This window comes from Streptococcus pluranimalium, from assembly GCF_047785705.1.
In the GTDB taxonomy this organism is placed as follows: domain Bacteria; phylum Bacillota; class Bacilli; order Lactobacillales; family Streptococcaceae; genus Streptococcus; species Streptococcus pluranimalium_A.
Genome location: NZ_JBLOJV010000004.1, coordinates 55,844 through 72,221 on the forward strand (window position 1 = coordinate 55,844; position 16,378 = coordinate 72,221).

17 protein-coding genes and 1 pseudogene are annotated in these 16,378 nt (G+C 41.5%); 14 read left to right on the top strand and 4 right to left on the bottom strand.

What is annotated here, in order from left to right:
* Position 1: 1 nt before the first annotated feature.
* From ACMZ6Z_RS01930 to fni, 3 genes are read left to right on the top strand one after another with little or no spacing between them, the layout of a single operon-like run.
* Positions 2-1,000, top strand: coding sequence for a phosphomevalonate kinase (locus ACMZ6Z_RS01930; RefSeq protein WP_416130975.1), 999 nt, complete (start codon positions 2-4; stop codon positions 998-1,000).
* Positions 1,000-1,548 (top strand): GNAT family N-acetyltransferase, encoded by a 549-nt coding sequence (locus ACMZ6Z_RS01935; protein ID WP_416130976.1) that lies wholly within the window; start codon positions 1,000-1,002, stop codon positions 1,546-1,548. Before ACMZ6Z_RS01930 ends, ACMZ6Z_RS01935 begins: the two co-directional genes overlap by 1 nt.
* Complete coding sequence (fni, locus tag ACMZ6Z_RS01940) at positions 1,535-2,548, top strand: type 2 isopentenyl-diphosphate Delta-isomerase (RefSeq protein ID WP_416130977.1); 1,014 nt, start codon at positions 1,535-1,537, stop codon at positions 2,546-2,548. The genes ACMZ6Z_RS01935 and fni overlap by 14 nt, the downstream gene beginning before the upstream one ends.
* A gap of 10 nt (positions 2,549-2,558) precedes the next feature.
* Here the strand turns inward: fni and ACMZ6Z_RS01945 are convergent, their stop codons facing one another.
* Positions 2,559-3,839 carry a hydroxymethylglutaryl-CoA reductase, degradative gene (locus tag ACMZ6Z_RS01945; protein WP_416130978.1) on the bottom strand — a complete coding sequence of 427 codons (1,281 nt, stop codon included), beginning with the start codon at positions 3,837-3,839 and terminating at the stop codon, positions 2,559-2,561.
* A gap of 1 nt (position 3,840) precedes the next feature.
* Complete coding sequence (locus ACMZ6Z_RS01950) at positions 3,841-5,007, bottom strand: hydroxymethylglutaryl-CoA synthase (protein ID WP_416130979.1); 1,167 nt, start codon at positions 5,005-5,007, stop codon at positions 3,841-3,843.
* Between the two features lie 209 nt (positions 5,008-5,216).
* On the opposite strand from ACMZ6Z_RS01950, the gene ACMZ6Z_RS01955 reads away from it, so the two are divergent.
* The 11 genes and pseudogenes from ACMZ6Z_RS01955 to ACMZ6Z_RS02005 all read left to right on the top strand — a co-directional run bounded on the left by ACMZ6Z_RS01955 (position 5,217) and on the right by ACMZ6Z_RS02005 (position 15,006).
* A complete protein-coding gene (locus tag ACMZ6Z_RS01955) occupies positions 5,217-6,056 on the top strand; it encodes a thymidylate synthase (protein WP_416130980.1) in 840 nt (279 codons plus the stop codon).
* Between the two features lie 57 nt (positions 6,057-6,113).
* Positions 6,114-6,638 (top strand): dihydrofolate reductase, encoded by a 525-nt coding sequence (locus ACMZ6Z_RS01960; protein WP_416130981.1) that lies wholly within the window; start codon positions 6,114-6,116, stop codon positions 6,636-6,638.
* On the top strand, positions 6,628-6,798 hold the full coding sequence (locus ACMZ6Z_RS01965) for a hypothetical protein (protein WP_416130982.1): 171 nt from the start codon (positions 6,628-6,630) through the stop codon (positions 6,796-6,798). The genes ACMZ6Z_RS01960 and ACMZ6Z_RS01965 overlap by 11 nt, the downstream gene beginning before the upstream one ends.
* Before the next feature lie 15 nt (positions 6,799-6,813).
* The gene (gene clpX / locus ACMZ6Z_RS01970) at positions 6,814-8,043 is read left to right on the top strand and encodes an ATP-dependent Clp protease ATP-binding subunit ClpX (RefSeq protein WP_416130983.1); all 1,230 of its coding nucleotides are present in this window, start codon (positions 6,814-6,816) and stop codon (positions 8,041-8,043) included.
* An 8-nt stretch (positions 8,044-8,051) separates the two neighbouring features.
* On the top strand, positions 8,052-8,651 hold the full coding sequence (gene yihA / locus ACMZ6Z_RS01975) for a ribosome biogenesis GTP-binding protein YihA/YsxC (RefSeq protein WP_416130984.1): 600 nt from the start codon (positions 8,052-8,054) through the stop codon (positions 8,649-8,651).
* A 69-nt stretch (positions 8,652-8,720) separates the two neighbouring features.
* Complete coding sequence (locus tag ACMZ6Z_RS01980) at positions 8,721-9,428, top strand: O-methyltransferase (protein ID WP_416130985.1); 708 nt, start codon at positions 8,721-8,723, stop codon at positions 9,426-9,428.
* An 88-nt stretch (positions 9,429-9,516) separates the two neighbouring features.
* Entirely contained in the window at positions 9,517-10,443 is a 927-nt protein-coding gene (locus ACMZ6Z_RS01985; protein WP_416130986.1) for a peptidyl-prolyl cis-trans isomerase, read from the top strand.
* 236 nt (positions 10,444-10,679) lie between these two features.
* Positions 10,680-11,176, top strand: a pseudogene (locus ACMZ6Z_RS01990) (LURP-one-related/scramblase family protein).
* Positions 11,177-11,243: 67 nt separating this feature from the next.
* Positions 11,244-13,862: an alanine--tRNA ligase gene (alaS, locus tag ACMZ6Z_RS01995; RefSeq protein ID WP_416130987.1), complete on the top strand. Its 2,619-nt coding sequence runs from the start codon at positions 11,244-11,246 to the stop codon at positions 13,860-13,862.
* A gap of 176 nt (positions 13,863-14,038) precedes the next feature.
* Positions 14,039-14,257, top strand: coding sequence for a helix-turn-helix transcriptional regulator (locus ACMZ6Z_RS02000; RefSeq protein ID WP_416130988.1), 219 nt, complete (start codon positions 14,039-14,041; stop codon positions 14,255-14,257).
* Positions 14,254-15,006, top strand: a complete 753-nt coding sequence (locus ACMZ6Z_RS02005) for a DUF3169 family protein (protein ID WP_416130989.1) — start codon at positions 14,254-14,256, stop codon at positions 15,004-15,006. The genes ACMZ6Z_RS02000 and ACMZ6Z_RS02005 overlap by 4 nt, the downstream gene beginning before the upstream one ends.
* Positions 15,007-15,437: 431 nt before the next feature.
* On the opposite strand, the gene ACMZ6Z_RS02010 is transcribed toward ACMZ6Z_RS02005, so the two are convergent.
* Positions 15,438-15,743 carry a DUF1827 family protein gene (locus ACMZ6Z_RS02010; RefSeq protein WP_416130990.1) on the bottom strand — a complete coding sequence of 102 codons (306 nt, stop codon included), beginning with the start codon at positions 15,741-15,743 and terminating at the stop codon, positions 15,438-15,440.
* A gap of 59 nt (positions 15,744-15,802) precedes the next feature.
* A complete protein-coding gene (locus tag ACMZ6Z_RS02015) occupies positions 15,803-16,252 on the bottom strand; it encodes an NUDIX hydrolase (protein ID WP_416130991.1) in 450 nt (149 codons plus the stop codon).
* Positions 16,253-16,378: the final 126 nt, after the last annotated feature.

Below are 16,378 nucleotides of genomic sequence, written 5' to 3' on the forward strand. Positions count from 1 at the left end.
GATGTCAAGGATTCGTGTACAAACGGGTGGCAAACTGTATCTTGCAGGCGAGTATGCCGTACTGACCCCTGGTCAAACGGCTATTATCCAGCCTATCCCCATTAAGATGACCGCCCAAGTCAGTCCCTCAAGCCGTCTGCAACTTCAGTCGGATATGTTTGATTATGCTGTGGACATGACACCAGATCAAGGCTACGCTTTGATTCAAGAAAGTGTGGCAACAGTGGCAGAACTCTTAGAGCAGCCAGTAGCAGATTTGCCCCCTTTTCAGCTGTCAATTTCAGGCAAGCTAGAAAAAGATGGCAACAAATTTGGCATCGGCTCAAGCGGCAGTGTGACCGTCTTGACCATCAAGGCTCTAGCTGCCTTTTACAACCTTTCCATCAGCAAGGATCAACTCTTTAAGTTATCTTCTTATACCTTACTCAAATTAGGCGACAAGGGCTCGATGGGTGACCTTGCCTGCATCGTTTATGAGGAGTTGATCGCCTACACCTCCTTTGATAGACTTGCCTTATCTAGCATGCTTTTGGAAAAATCCTTCAAAGAACTGATGGCCATGGATTGGGGTTATGAGATTGTTACCTTAAAGACCAACTTAAAAGCGGATTTCTTAGTGGGCTGGACAGCACAGCCAGTTCTTTCTAGCCAAATGATTAGAGATGTCAAAAGTGCTATCTCAGTTAACTTTCTAGATCAAACCCAGCAGCAGGTTTTATCCTTACAAACTGCTCTGAAAGCAGGTGACCAGCAAATGGTTAAGTACTCATTAGAAATAATCAGTGACTTGTTAGCTTCTTTAAGTCCAGCGATCTATACGGACAAGTTATTGCTCCTTAAAAAAGCCAGTCAAGGACTAGATGCCGTTGCTAAGTCTTCAGGTGCAGGCGGTGGGGATTGTGGCATTGCCCTTTCTTTTCATCCTAATGCCACCAGGATCTTAAAAAAACGTTGGCAAGAAGCGGGGATTACAATCCTGTATCAAGAAAGGTGGGAGTGATGCCAGATTTATTATTGGTAAAACCAAGTTTAGACTTTCTAGAGACGATTGCAGCTTATCAGCAGGCATTTGAGCAAGCAAAAGAACACCTTTACGGTGGTGCTCATTTGCAAGATTATGATGATTTAGGAGCTTGGATTGACCACACACAAGCTATTGAGACTGAGGCAGGTGTGATAGAAGGCCGTGCTCCCTCATCAACCTTTCTCTGCATGCGTCAATCAGACCAGAAAATGGTTGGTATTTGCAATATTCGACATCATTTAAATCAGGACTTTTTGATTAAGCGAGCAGGTCATATTGGTTATTCCATTTGTCCGAGCGAGAGGCGACAAGGTTATGCTAAGGAGCAACTTAAACTTGCTTTGATAGAAGCCGAGAAACTAGGAATCACTAAAGCTTTGGTGACCTGTGATAGTCACAATATCGCTTCAGAAAAAACCATCTTAGCCAATGGTGGGATTTATGATAATACTTATGTAGACCCAAAAGACCACTCCCAAACCAAACGATTCTGGATAGAGGTGATCAAACATGACAAATCGTAAAGATGAACATATCCATTACGCCCTAAAGTATCAATCTCCCTACAATAGTTTTGATGATATGGAGTTGGTCCATCGCTCCCTGCCCGATTATGATTTGGCTGATATTGATTTGTCGACGCAGTTTTTAGGGATGACCTTTGATTTTCCTTTTTACATCAATGCCATGACAGGAGGTAGCGCAAAAGGCGGTGAGATCAATCAAAAACTAGCCCAGCTGGCTGAGGCTACAGGCATTCTTATGGTGACAGGCTCTTATGCCGCTGCATTAAAAGATCCAAATGATCAAAGTTTTCAGGTTAAAAAAAATCATCCAAATCTTATCTTAGCGACTAATATTGGCATTGATAAAGACTATAAACTTGGTTTGAGAGCTGTTGAGGAGATGACCCCTGCTTTTCTTCAGGTTCATGTCAATTTCATGCAAGAACTCCTTATGCCAGAAGGGGAAAGAGAGTTCCGCTCGTGGAAGGAAAATTTAGCCAACTACGCCAAACACATGCCTGTGCCAGTCATGCTCAAGGAAGTGGGATTTGGTTTGGACTTAAAAAGCATGGAAGCAGCTTATGATATGGGCATTAGAGCCTTTGACCTTTCGGGTCGTGGAGGAACCAGCTTTGCCTATATTGAGAATGAACGTGGCGGAAATCGTTCTTACTTGAATGACTGGGGTCAAACGACAGTACAGGCGCTTTTAAATGCTCAACCAATGATGACTAAAGCAGATGTCTTAGCTTCAGGAGGTGTTCGTCACCCACTGGATATGATCAAATGTTTCGTCTTAGGTGCTAAGGCAGTAGGAGTGTCGAAAACCATCCTTGAACTGGTTCAAACCAAACCCATGGCAGAAGTGATCGCCATCGTCAATGGCTGGAAAGAGGACTTGCGACTGATGATGTGTGCCCTTAATTGCCAAAAAATATCTGATTTGACTAAAGTTGATTACATGCTTTCTGGTAAATTAAATCACCTCACAAAAGAAGACGTTCAAAAAAGAAGTTAGGCAGGTAAGCCTAACTTCTTTTTGCATTTCTTAAGCTGTTTAGCAAGCTTTCAGCCGTTGCTAAATTCATGTGTTTTTCGTTCAAGAGTTTCTGAACCAGTGGGCCAACTTCAGCTTCCTTTGCTCCAGCAAGGAGTGCTAGAGATTTAGCCTGTAATTTCATATGCCCTGCCTGGATACCAGTTGATGTCAGAGCTTTTAGGGCTGCAAAATTTTGAGCTAAACCAAGGCAAGTCATCAAACCAGCTAGTTCTTTGGCATTAGGATTGCCCAAAAGATCATGGGCAAGGGTGACAGTAGGATTGAGACCGATAGAGCCTCCACGAGTAGCGATTGGCATGGGGAGTGTTAGCTGTCCATGAATGGTGGCGGTCTTTTGGTCATAAGTCCATTGACTGAGACCACGGTATTGCCCATCACGTGCGGCATAAGCATGACCACCAGCTTCAATCGCTCTCCAGTCATTGCCTGTGGCTAAGACTAGAGCGTCAATCCCATTAAAGATACCTTTATTATGTGTGCTGGCGCGATAAGGATCAAGCTGTGCCAGTTGGCTGGCTTTGACTAATTTTTGAGCCAATAGATGGGCCTCGTCGTGATTACGGCTTAGACTAGAGAGCTTGAGGTGACATTTGGCTGTCACGAGGCTTTCAGTGGCATAGTTGGACAAGATAGCCATCAGAGCTTGGCCTTTGGAGAGTTTTTCCAAAGGTGGGACAAGGGCTTCCATCATGGTGTTAACTATATTGGCACCCATGGCTTCCTTGGTATTGATACTGATATAGACGATGAGAAAGTCTTCTTTTTGCTCTAACCAAAGGTCTCTAGCCCCTCCGCCACGCTTTACGATGGACGGATGTGCTTGGTTGGCTAAACTGATCAAAAGCTGTTTTTGATGGAGAATGGCGGTAGTAGCCTCTTCAAAGTCATGCAGGTCAAACAGCGCTACCTGCCCAATCATTTGACGATTGTGAATGGTGGTTGTAAAGCCACCTGAACGCTTGATGAGCTTGGCAGCAAAGCTAGCCGCAGCAACAACAGAAGGTTCCTCCGTCACCATCGGGAGATGATAGGTCTTACCATCAACCAAGAAATCTGGCGCTATGGCAAGGGGTAGGGCTAGTTTAGTGATGACATTTTCAACCATTTGATTGGCAATGTCAAGAGGCAGTTCGACTTGTTTATCAAGATTTTCTTGATTGTTTGTCTGGAGTAAGCTGGCGTTTTTGAGGAGATTGATACGTTCTTGAGGGGACTTTTTGGCAAAGCCAGTCCATTTGAGCTTGGTCATATTATTTTCTCACATAGATGCGCTGATGCTGTTGGATACTTTTTAGGGCGAAATTTCCTGTATCATAAGTGGCAAAGGTGGCATTTCCGTCATCTGTCACGTTAGCTTCTTCAAAGAAAAGTTTTTCATACTCGGCGACACTAAGAGCGCTTCGTTTCGCCAAGTCAGCCATTCGATCCTTGCGGAGCATTTTGCCATAGTCTTCTTGTAATTGCAGTGAAAAAATCTCAGCAACGGCTCCTGAACCGTAGGAAAATAGACCGATTTTATCGCCTGCCTTGAGGTTTTGGCTATTTTCTAAAAGGGAGAGAAGTCCGAGATACAGTGAGCCTGTGTAGATATTGCCGACCTTGCGACTGTAAGTGATAGATGCGTCAAAATTGTCTCTTAGGCGCTGACTAGCCTCTTCCGTCATTTCTTTAGGAATGAGTTTGTTGAGGCCTTTTAAAGCTAGTTTAGGGTAGGGGAGATGGAGGCAAAAGGCTGCAAATTGGCTTAAATCCTTTTGCTGACGTTTTTGATACTCTTCCCAGGTTGTCAATAAACTATCCAAATATTGCTTGGTGGAGTAAATCCCATCTACAAATGGAGTTGTACTATAGTTTGGACGCCAAAAATCATAAATATCACGCGTTTGAGCAAGATTATCATCTAAAAAAGCTAGGATACGTGGTTTTTTAGTGACCAACATAGCCAGTGCTCCTGCCCCTTGGGTCGGTTCACCAGCAGATCCGATGCCATACTTGGCGATGTCACTGGTAATCACAAGGACTTTCCTATCGGGATATTGCTGAACATGTAGTTTGGCGTAGTTCAGTGCAGCAGTACCTGCGTAGCAGGCTTCTTTCATCTCAATAGCGCGTGCAAAGGGTTGAATGCCTAGCAGGTGATGGACGCAGACGCTAGCAGCCTTGGATTGATCAATACCAGACTCTGTGGCCATGATAACCATGTCAATGCTTGCTCTATCCTCATCAGTTAGGATATCATCGGCAGCAGAAGCTGCTAAGGTTACGATATCTTCGGTGATAGGGCTGATGCTTAGCTCATCAAGCATGAGACCGCTGGTGTATTTTTCGGGAGTTTGCCCACGAGCATGGGCTAATGCTTCTAGTTTAAGGACGTATTGACTGGTGGCAAAACCAATCTTATCAATGCCTATGGTCATAAAAACCTTCCTTATGTTTGTTATCAACAATGTTAGAACTGTTAGTTATTAAAATTGTAACATAAAATGAAAGATTGAACCTTATTTTGATGTTATGGTTTGATGAATCAAAGTAGGCTCATAGGCAAGATACTTTTTCTAGTGGAAAAATAATCTTAAATTCGATAAAATAAAAGAGTTACACCAAAAACTAAAAAAGGATTGGGATCATGGCAAAAGCAGATGCTATTTTTAAAGCCAATATTAAGCGCATTTTAGAGGAGGGGGTCATGTCTGAGCAGGCAAGGCCTAAATACAAAAATGGTCAAACAGCCTACTCAAAGTATGTGACGGGATCATTTGCTGAGTATGATTTGGCTAAGGGTGAATTTCCCATAACGACGCTACGTCCTATTCCGATAAAATCAGCGATTAAAGAAATTTTCTGGATTTATCAAGACCAATCAAATAGCCTAGATGTTTTAGAAGATAAGTACAAGGTTCATTACTGGAGTGACTGGGAGGTTGCTGATACCCGTACTATTGGGCAACGCTATGGTGCCATTGTCAAAAAACACGCTATCATCACTAAGCTTTTGCAACAATTAGCAGAAAATCCTTGGAATCGCCGCAATGTCATTTCCCTTTGGGATTATGAAGCGTTTGAAGAAACAGAAGGGCTACTGCCCTGTGCCTTTCAAACCATGTTTGATGTTCGTCGAGTGGATGGGGAGATTTATTTAGACGCTACCTTGACCCAACGCTCAAATGACATGCTGGTCGCCCATCATATCAATGCCATGCAGTATGTCGCCCTTCAAATGATGATTGCCAAACATTTTGGCTGGAAACCGGGGAAATTCTTTTACTTTATCAATAATTTACATATTTATGACAATCAGTTTGAGCAAGCTGCTGAGCTTCTAAGCCGTGAGGCTAGTGCTTGCCAGCCTCGCTTGATACTCAATGTTCCTGATAAGACGGATTTTTTTGACATTAGACCAGAAGATTTTGAATTAGTAGATTATGAGCCAGTTAAACCTCAGTTGACCTTTGATCTGGCGATTTAGCCTTATGGTGACAATCATGCCAACAAGCTATGAATGATAAGTGAGTATAGAGACATTATGACCAAAGACATTATTGCCATTTGGGCAGAGGATAAAGAGCATTTGATTGGCCATCAAAATCGCTTACCATGGCGTCTGCCAAAGGAAATGCAACACTTTAAAGAAACCACCATGGGGCAGGTTTTAGTGATGGGGAGAGTCACCTTTGAGGGCATGAATCGTCGTGTTCTCCCAGGGAGACAAACCATCGTTTTAACCAGAAATCAAGACTATGACGCAGAAGGTGTTCTTGTTTGCCATTCCAAGAAACAGGTACTTGAGTGGTTTGAAGCTCAGGAAAAAAGCTTGTTTATTGTTGGTGGCGCTAGGATTTACCAAAGTTTTTTCCCAGAGGTTAATAAGTTAATCAAAACCGAAGTAGATGGCATTTTTGATGGGGATACTTATTTTCCAGCTTACTCAGATACTGCGTTTCGGTTGGCCTCTCAACGATTTTTTGAAAAAGATGATAAAAATAAGCATGATTTTTGGGTGAAAGAGTATGTGAGATGTGAGAAAGGTGGATTAGGTGATGAAAGCTAATTTATTTGGCGTTTTTACGGCCTGCTTAGCTGTTATTTGCTTTTTATGTGCCTTACCAGCATTTGCCAAAAAACGGTACGGATTAGGCATCATTTTGTTGTTAAATGCCTTTGCCAATCTCGTTAATACGATGCAAGCCTTTTATGGCGGATTATTTTAGGAGAAATAAACAATCATGGTTGGAAATCGAACAAATGATATAATGGTTCACTGCTCTTTTTGCGGTAAAAACCAAGAAGAAGTCAAAAAAATCATTGCAGGAAATGGTGTCTTTATTTGTGACGAATGCGTCGCGCTGTCTCAAGAGATTATCAAGGAAGAGTTGGCAGAGGACATTTTAGCCGACCTAGCAGAAGTGCCAAAACCCAAAGAGTTACTAGACATTTTAAATCAATATGTGATTGGTCAAGATCGTGCCAAGCGTGCTTTAGCAGTTGCAGTTTACAATCATTACAAACGGATTAGCTTTACTGAAAGCCGCGATGAGGAAGACGTGGTTCTGCAAAAATCAAATATCTTAATGATTGGCCCTACAGGATCAGGAAAAACCTTCCTAGCCCAAACCCTAGCAAAAAGCCTTAATGTGCCTTTTGCCATTGCCGATGCCACCTCGTTGACCGAGGCTGGCTATGTTGGTGAAGATGTTGAAAATATTCTCTTAAAGCTTATTCAGGCTGCGGATTATAATGTTGAGCGCGCGGAGCGTGGTATTATTTATGTTGATGAGATTGACAAGATTGCCAAAAAAGGGGAAAACGTCTCCATCACACGTGATGTCTCTGGTGAAGGTGTGCAACAAGCCCTTCTTAAAATCATTGAAGGCACAGTTGCTAGTGTGCCCCCGCAAGGAGGGCGTAAGCACCCTAGCCAAGAGATGATTCAAATTGACACCAAAAACATCTTGTTTATCGTTGGTGGGGCTTTTGATGGTATCGAAGATATCGTTAAGCAACGCTTGGGAGAAAAGGTGATTGGATTTGGTCAAAATAGCAAGAAAGTATCAGAAGACTCGTCTTACATGCAAGAGATTATCGCTGAGGATATCCAAAAATTTGGTCTCATCCCAGAGTTTATCGGTCGTTTGCCTGTGACAGCTGCTCTTGAGCAACTGACGGTAGATGATTTGATCATGATTTTGACCGAGCCTAAAAATGCCTTGGTTCGCCAGTATGAAACCCTACTGTCGTATGATAACGTTGCCTTGGATTTTGATCGTGAGGCCCTTGAAGCCATTGCTGCTAAAGCGATTGAGCGTAAGACGGGTGCACGCGGTCTGCGTTCGATTATCGAGGAGACCATGATGGACATCATGTTTGAAGTACCTAGTCAAGAAGAAATCAAGCGTGTTCGTATCACAAAAGAGGCTGTAGATGGTACAGATCAGCCGATTTTGGAAACAGCTTAGGAGGCATCATGGCCCAAGAACAAGAATTAAACACCCACAACGCCTCTATTCTCTTGAGTGCGGCCAATCAGTCGCATTACCCTCAAGATGATTTGCCAGAAGTGGCCTTGGCGGGACGCTCAAATGTTGGGAAATCAAGCTTTATTAACACACTTTTAGGGCGTAAGAATTTAGCTAGAACCTCAAGTAAGCCTGGTAAAACGCAACTCCTTAATTTTTTTAACATTGATGACAAGCTACGCTTTGTTGATGTACCAGGCTATGGCTATGCTAAGGTATCCAAAAAAGAGCGCGCCAGATGGGGAAAGATGATTGAGGAATACTTGGTCTCACGTGATAATCTAAGAGTGGTTGTGAGTCTTGTGGATTTCCGACACGATCCCTCTCAAGATGATGTGCAAATGTATGAGTTTTTAAAGTATTACGAGATTCCCGTTATTATCGTAGCAACTAAGGCAGATAAAGTCTCACGAGGCCAGTGGAATAAACAGGAGTCAGCTATTAAAAAGAAGCTGAATTTTGAGAAAACCGATGCTTTCATTATCTTCTCATCAGTGACTCGAGAAGGGTTAGACAGGTCATGGGACACCATTTTAGACTATCTTTAAGGAAAAGTCCTTTGTGATCCTATTCTTAGCTTTCTTGACATTTTTTAGCGCTTAAAATATACTAAGTTTATGTTAAAAAGTTATTCAGAAAATGCCAACCACAATATGCGGCGTCCTGTTGTTAAAGAAGAATTGGTGGATTATATGCGAACGCATCTGCAACAACCCCAAGGACATTTGGCGACTATCGCTGCTTTTGCTCGTGAGCATAATATTCCCATCATTCAACAAGAAGTCGTAGCTTACTTTCGTCTCTTAATGCAGACCCTGGCTCCTAAGGATATTTTGGAAGTTGGGACAGCTATTGGTTTTTCAGCCCTTTTGATGGCGGAATACGCACCTGATGCGCAGATTACCACGATTGATCGTAATCCTGAAATGATTGCTCTGGCTAAAGAAAATTTTGCTCAATACGATTATCGACAGCAGATTTCACTTTTAGAAGCGGATGCTGTTGATTTACTTAGCAATCTAGATCAGGCATTTGACTTTGTTTTTATGGATTCCGCCAAGTCTAAGTACATTGTGTTTTTACCTGATATTTTAAAAAATCTCAAAAAAGGTGGGGTTATCATCTTTGATGACGTTTTTCAAGGTGGGGATATTGCGCGTCCTATTGAGGAGGTTCGTCGAGGACAGCGAACGATTTACCGTGGTTTACATCGTTTATTTGATGCGACCCTTAACCATCCTGGTCTGACAGCAAGCCTGATTCCTATGAGCGATGGCTTGTTGATGCTTCGTAAAAATGAAGATGAGATCCATCTGCTAGATTAAGCCCCATTTAAGTTAATTTATGCTATAATATTATGATAGTGGAATTGGCTCATAGATAGTAAGTTCCCATTTAAAGGAGTTCTCAAAAATGAAAAGACAATCAAAACTATTACTAGGTGCGCTCACCCTCATGTCAGCTGTTACCTTAGCGGCTTGTGCACCAAAGACAAGTCCTAAGGATAAGCTGATTACCATGAAAGGTGACACCATCACGGTTTCAGATTTTTATCAACAAGCCAAGGATACCACAGCAGGTAAGCAAGCCATGTTAACCTTGGTCTTGGAGCGTGTCTTTGAAGACCAATATGGTAAAAAAGTTAGTGATAAAGAAGTCACAGATGCTTATAACAAGCAAGTTGATGCCTACGGTTCTCGTTTTGCTGCGGCCTTGACATCAGCGGGCATGACAGAAGAAACTTATAAGCAACAAATCCGTGTTGAAAAGTTAATCGAGTTTGCTGTTAAACAGGCAGCTAACAAAGAATTAACCGATGCCAACTTCCAAAAAGCTTATGAGTCCTACACACCTGAGACGACAGTTGAAATGATCAAATTGGACGATGAAAACAAGGCTAAATCAACCCTTGAACAAGTCAAAGCTGAAGGAGCTGACTTTGCAGCTATCGCTAAAGAAAGCACTGGCTCTGAAGACATTACAGCCACCTTTGATTCATCTCATAAGGACCTACCTAAAGAGGTTAAGGATGCAGCCTTTAAACTCGAAGAGGGCGCTATTTCTGACATGATTCAAGTCGTTGATACGAAAACGTATAAGCCCAACTACTATATCGTCAAAACTGTCAAAAAAGAGGCTAAAAACCCTGACTGGAAAGCCTATCAAGAGCGTCTCAAAGAGACGATTCTTAATGAGAAAAAAGCTGACTCAGCTTTTCAAAATAGCGTGATTGCTAAAGCTCTTGACAAGGCTAATGTTAAAATAAAAGACAAGAGTTTCAGCAGTATCTTGTCTAACTACAATGCTACAACAAGCCTGCCCTCAAGTGAGTCTAAATAGACTTTCTTGACCAAACGGCGTCAAACGATTATACTGATAAGGTGTGAGAATGACTGTTACAAGTCTCCTTCAGAAAGCTGATGGTTGTTGCGAATCAGCGGAGCTTAACCAGTTTGCTACTGACATCTAAACCCTTACAAATCATAATGAGAATGACAAGGTCATTGAATGAAGGTGGTACCGCGGTTTTTCGCCCTTCGTTTGGTGGGCTTGTCTTATATTTAGGAGGAAATCCTATGAAGACTTTTCAAGTGAAACAAAAACTCCTATCTCTAGGAGGTAGTTTTAAAATCTCTGATGACCTAGGTATACCAACTTATCAAGTTGAAGGATCCTTTCTTAAAATCCCCAAAACCTTTAGATATCGGATATGCAGGGTCAAGAAGTCAGCCGTATTGAAAAGAAACCATTTAGCTTTTTACCGCAATTTGAGGTTATCTTAGCATATGGCACTAGCTTTACCATCAAAAAAGCATTGACTTTTCTAAAATCCCGCTATCATGTCCAAGGTTTGGATATGACTGTTATAGGTAATCTCTGGGACTTGGATTTTAGCTTACAAAAAAGTGGACAAGAAATTGCAAACATTAGCCAGAATTTATGGCACCTTACCTCCAGCTACACCGTAGACATCTATGATGAAGCCTATAGTGACTTAGTCATTTCTTTAGTGATCGCCATTGATTATGTCAAAGAACAAAAAGCAGCACAAAGTTCGTCTAGCTCTGTCTAAATGATTTGCTCAGAAATAACATCTTAAGGACATAAAACGTTAACAAACTTACTCAAAAGGAGAAACAATGAAAGCATTATCGTCAGCTCAAATTCGTCAGATGTGGCTTGATTTTTGGCAGTCCAAAGGTCACTCTGTTGAACCCTCAGCCAACTTAGTCCCTGTCAATGATCCGACCCTTTTGTGGATCAATTCTGGGGTGGCAACTCTCAAAAAATATTTTGACGGGTCAGTGACTCCTGAAAATCCCCGTATGACCAATGCCCAAAAATCGATTCGGACCAATGACATTGAAAATGTTGGAAAAACGGCTCGTCACCATACCATGTTTGAGATGCTTGGTAATTTTTCAATCGGAGATTATTTCCGTGATGAAGCGATTGAGTGGGGCTTTGAGCTTTTGACAAGCCCGGAGTGGTTTGCTTTTCCAAAAGAAAAACTCTACATGACCTATTATCCCGAAGACAAGGATTCTTATAACCGTTGGCTTGCTTTGGGTGTCGAACCAGATCATCTTATTCCTTTGGAAGAAAATTTCTGGGAAATTGGAGCTGGCCCATCTGGACCAGATACTGAAATTTTCTTTGACCGTGGGGAAGCTTTTGACCCTGAAAACATTGGTATCCGTCTTCTTGAAGAAGATTTGGAAAATGATCGCTACATTGAGATTTGGAATATTGTGTTATCGCAATTCAATGCTGATCCAGAAGTACCACGTTCTGAGTATAAGGAATTACCAAGTAAAAATATTGATACAGGTGCTGGTTTGGAGCGTTTGGCAGCGATTTTTCAAGGTGCAAAAACCAACTTTGAAACAGATCTCTTTATGCCGATTATCAATGACCTTGAAAAACTGTCTGGTAAATCATACGATCCAGACGGTGACAATATGAGTTTCAAGGTGATTGCAGACCATATTCGTGCCCTATCATTTGCCATTGGCGACGGTGCTCTTCCTGGCAATGAAGGCCGTGGTTATGTCCTTCGTCGCCTCCTTCGTCGTGCGGTTATGCATGGTCGCCGTCTTGGTATCACTGATGCTTTCCTTTATAAACTTGTTCCAACAGTTGGTCACATTATGGAAAGTTATTACCCAGAAGTGCTTGAAAAACGTGACTTTATTGAAAAGATTGTGAAACGTGAAGAAGAAACGTTTGCGCGTACCATTGATGCTGGTACGGGTCACTTAGAAGATCTTTTGGCGGAACTCCAATCAGCTGGTAAGGACACTCTTGATGGTAAAGCCATCTTCAAACTCTATGATACTTATGGATTCCCAGTAGAGTTGACCGAAGAATTGGCAGAGGATGCTGGCTATAAGATAGACCTAGAAAGCTTTAACGCCGCCATGAAAGAGCAACAAGACCGAGCGCGTGCGGCGGTTGTCAAGGGTGGCTCAATGGGGATGCAAAACGAAACCCTTGCTGGTATCACAGAATCCTCTGAATTTGTTTACTATGTGGATAGCTTAGCATCAACACTTTCTGTTGTCCTTGTGGACAATGAGCGTTCAGAAGCTGTTTCTGAAGGTCAAGCCCTTCTTGTCTTTGACAAGACACCTTTTTACGCTGAAATGGGTGGTCAGGTGGCTGACCATGGTGTTATCAAAAATGATAAAGGCGATATCGTTGCCAAAGTAACGGATGTTCAAAAAGCACCAAATGGTCAAGCGCTTCATACTGTTGAGGTCTTAGCTAGCCTATCTGTAGGGACAACTTATCAACTTGAGATCGACAAAGACCGTCGTTTCTCAGTGGAGAAAAATCACACAGCGACTCACTTGCTCCATGCAGCCCTTCATCATGTTATCGGTGAACATGCTACTCAGGCTGGTTCTTTGAACGAAGAAGGCTTCCTACGTTTTGACTTTACTCACTTTGAAGCTGTTACAGTAGATCAACTTCGTCAGCTTGAAACGCAGGTTAACGAGCAAATTTGGAATGCGATTGCTGTTAAGACTGTTGAGACTGATGTGGATACAGCTAAAGAGATGGGAGCTATGGCCCTCTTTGGTGAAAAATACGGTAAAGTTGTTCGTGTTGTTACCATTGGTGACTACTCTGTCGAACTTTGTGGTGGGACACATGTGTCAAACACTTCTGAGATTGGACTCTTCAAGATTGTTAAAGAAGAAGGAATTGGGTCAGGTACTCGTCGTATCCTAGCTGTGACTGGGAAAGCTGCTTTCCAAGCCTTTCGTGATCAAGAGGATGCCCTAAAAACAATCGCGACAAGTCTAAAAGTCCCTCAACTCAAGGAAGTGCCCAACAAAGTTGCTAGCCTCAATGAGCAAGTCCGAGAGCTTCAAAAAGAAAATGCAGAGCTTAAAGAAAAAGCAGCAGCAGCTCAGGCAGGTGATGTCTTTAAAGATGTCAAAGAAAGTGCTGGCGTTCGTTACATTGCTACTCAAGTTGACGTTGCTGATGCAAGTGCTCTTCGTACATTTGCGGATAACTGGAAACAAAAAGACTACTCTGACGTCCTTGTTCTTGTGGCAAGTATTGGAGAAAAAGTTAATGTTCTTGTAGCAAGCAAATCAAAAGATATCCATGCCGGAAATGCCATCAAAGCCCTTGCTCCGATCGTAGCAGGTCGTGGTGGTGGTAAACCAGACATGGCAATGGCTGGAGGATCAGATGCTTCTAGGATTGCTGACTTACTGGCAGCAGTACCAGAGCAGTTTTAACCAGACGATAAAACCAAGTTCAAATTGAACTTGGTTTTTTGCCCATTAAAAATGTCATTTTGACAAAAACGATAACATTTTTGACTATTATCATTGTCAAAAATAAAATAATATGTTACAATACATTTAAGAAATCAGGGGAATAGAGGAGAAAAACGGTGAAAGGAATGAGGTAGATGGAATATATCTTAAAAAATCGTCTTAAAGAATTGCGAGCGAGAGATGGTGTCAACCAGACTCAAATGGCAAAACTGGCAGGGGTATCGCGTCAGACCATCAGTTTGATAGAACGAGGAGAGTATACGCCATCAATTGTTATTGCAATGAAAATCGCTAAGGTTTTTCAAGAACCTGTTGAAAAGGTTTTTCGTTTAGTGGAGGAGGAAGAAGGATGAGAAATGGAAAACAAATCACAACCCGTCAACGTTGGGTTCGCTTGATTTTCTATATGTTACTAGGGGTTGGTTTTTGGGAAATAGTGACTTTTCTAGCAACGGGGCAGAAGACTAGTAGTACCATTTTTAATTTAGAGAATCTGTTAATGAGTAGTCGGATACTTGTTTTAGGTCTGATTGGAGCTACAGTCTATAGTTTTTATCAGGCTAATCGTCATAACAATCTCTATCTATCAAGCGACCAAGAAGACGATGCATTAGTGGAGAAGTGGTACCAGACAACTTTCAAGCAGTTAAAATTTGGTGCTATCTTCTTTAACCTCTTAGCTTGCTTAGTTACTTTTAACATCGTTGTGGGTCTGAAATTACTCTTAATTAAGGATGGGGCAGAGTTAACCATTCCGATTTTAGATTATTTGTTCTTGATTCCTTTGGTTATTGGTCAAATAGTTTATGCCAAATTAATTAGTCGCATTCGTGATTATCAGATTTCGATATTTCCTACCGTTAGTGAAATGAAAGGTTTGATTTATTCCTATGATGAAGCAGAGCAACAAGCTCATTTTGAACAGAGTTTCACCATTGTCTTTCGACTCAACAACTATATCTTGCCAGCCCTTTATTTAGCAATTACTATCATTTCTGTCATCAGTCAGACCGATCAAATTGTCGCATTTCTAGTGGTTATGGTAATCCATATTTATATCAATATTACCCAGTTTCAGATGGTAAGGACATTTTTTAAATAAGTTTTGCGTGGCATGATGATTTTTCTTTTGAAAATGATCCATTTTTAGTTGAAATAGGGCTTGAATCACGGTGTTTTTAGCCTTACGTTTGTTGATGTAGGGCAATATGCTGGTTCTGTCTTAATGATTTCCATCGGATTTTCTGCCATTGCAGTTGGCATCTTTGCGTTTTTTCACACTAAGTTTGCCTCACGCATTCCTGCTATTGGAGGATTCATATTATATAGGCTATACTAGGAGAGTTTTCGTCTTAAATTGCTGACTTACTGGCAGCAGTACCAGAACAGTTTTAACCATTAGCTCTCAATCAAAAAGCGCTACAAGTTTTTGGCGGTTAATACCACTGGAAACTTGCAGTGCTTTTTTGAGTGAACAATCACTGATGGTTGGGTTTTGTTTTGGTAGAGCCATGTCATAAAAGGCATGGCTATTTAAGATCTTGCTATAGGAATAGAGATACTGATTAGTTTTTCAGTGTATGAAGTTTTGATGTTTTCTTTGATGATGATAGATTTGTCAATGTGACGTCTCAAAAAGAATTCTCGGATAATTTCAATCTCACTCTCTTTGATGGCACGGTATTTATTGGAAATCAGTATTTCATAATGTTTTGGTGCTTGTGAAAAAATGACGTCGGTATTGCCGGCAGAATAAACCTCAATGAGAGTAGCATCAGTGTTTCGGAGTTGATTTTTAACGAGCGTAGGATGGCTACTGGTAACGTTGATAAGTCTCATATAGATCCTCCTTTAAAACTTGGTTGCTTATATTATAACACGCATTGGTAGTGAACGACTTATTTCTGGTATTTTTTTTGCCAACTCTCGACTCCCCATTGATGGCTACCCCGTTTTAGCTTGGTTTTAGCTTCTTGGATAGGAAACCAAGCGAGTGTGTTGAAATCCTCTAAAGGTTGTCCAACTTCTTCAAAAGAGGTAACTTCATAAAGATAGGCAGGATTGTAAAAATGGGCATCACGATGGCTTGAGTAAAAATACTCATCAGCTTGTCCGAAATACTCTCCAAACCTTGCCTTAAAACCGAGTTCTTCAATAAGCTCTCGCTCCAAGGCTTCTAAATGATTCTCATCCCCTTCGATTTCGCCACCCGGTAGAAACCAAGCCCCATTTGGTGCTTGAACAAGAATCAGCTGATCTTGCTCCTTGTTTGGAATGATAGCATAGACACCATAGCGATGTTGATAGTCGACATGATCTTCTTTATGTCCGAATACAGGATTTGTCATAAGTTTTCCTCGATAGTTCTTTTTCTCATTATACTAAAAATCAAACCAATAAACTAGAAAAATTTTCATAAAATACTGACTATTTTTAACCAGTTACTCCAAAAAGCGGTCAAAAGAATCAATCAG

Coding starts and splice junctions, on each gene's coding strand:
- ACMZ6Z_RS01930 (WP_416130975.1), top strand. CDS start 2: ATGTCAAGGATTCGTGTACAAACGGGTGGCAAACTGTATCTTGCAGGC.
- ACMZ6Z_RS01935 (WP_416130976.1), top strand. CDS start 1,000: ATGCCAGATTTATTATTGGTAAAACCAAGTTTAGACTTTCTAGAGACG.
- fni (WP_416130977.1), top strand. CDS start 1,535: ATGACAAATCGTAAAGATGAACATATCCATTACGCCCTAAAGTATCAA.
- ACMZ6Z_RS01945 (WP_416130978.1), bottom strand. CDS start 3,839: ATGACCAAGCTCAAATGGACTGGCTTTGCCAAAAAGTCCCCTCAAGAA.
- ACMZ6Z_RS01950 (WP_416130979.1), bottom strand. CDS start 5,007: ATGACCATAGGCATTGATAAGATTGGTTTTGCCACCAGTCAATACGTC.
- ACMZ6Z_RS01955 (WP_416130980.1), top strand. CDS start 5,217: ATGGCAAAAGCAGATGCTATTTTTAAAGCCAATATTAAGCGCATTTTA.
- ACMZ6Z_RS01960 (WP_416130981.1), top strand. CDS start 6,114: ATGACCAAAGACATTATTGCCATTTGGGCAGAGGATAAAGAGCATTTG.
- ACMZ6Z_RS01965 (WP_416130982.1), top strand. CDS start 6,628: ATGAAAGCTAATTTATTTGGCGTTTTTACGGCCTGCTTAGCTGTTATT.
- clpX (WP_416130983.1), top strand. CDS start 6,814: ATGGTTGGAAATCGAACAAATGATATAATGGTTCACTGCTCTTTTTGC.
- yihA (WP_416130984.1), top strand. CDS start 8,052: ATGGCCCAAGAACAAGAATTAAACACCCACAACGCCTCTATTCTCTTG.
- ACMZ6Z_RS01980 (WP_416130985.1), top strand. CDS start 8,721: ATGTTAAAAAGTTATTCAGAAAATGCCAACCACAATATGCGGCGTCCT.
- ACMZ6Z_RS01985 (WP_416130986.1), top strand. CDS start 9,517: ATGAAAAGACAATCAAAACTATTACTAGGTGCGCTCACCCTCATGTCA.
- alaS (WP_416130987.1), top strand. CDS start 11,244: ATGAAAGCATTATCGTCAGCTCAAATTCGTCAGATGTGGCTTGATTTT.
- ACMZ6Z_RS02000 (WP_416130988.1), top strand. CDS start 14,039: ATGGAATATATCTTAAAAAATCGTCTTAAAGAATTGCGAGCGAGAGAT.
- ACMZ6Z_RS02005 (WP_416130989.1), top strand. CDS start 14,254: ATGAGAAATGGAAAACAAATCACAACCCGTCAACGTTGGGTTCGCTTG.
- ACMZ6Z_RS02010 (WP_416130990.1), bottom strand. CDS start 15,743: ATGAGACTTATCAACGTTACCAGTAGCCATCCTACGCTCGTTAAAAAT.
- ACMZ6Z_RS02015 (WP_416130991.1), bottom strand. CDS start 16,252: ATGACAAATCCTGTATTCGGACATAAAGAAGATCATGTCGACTATCAA.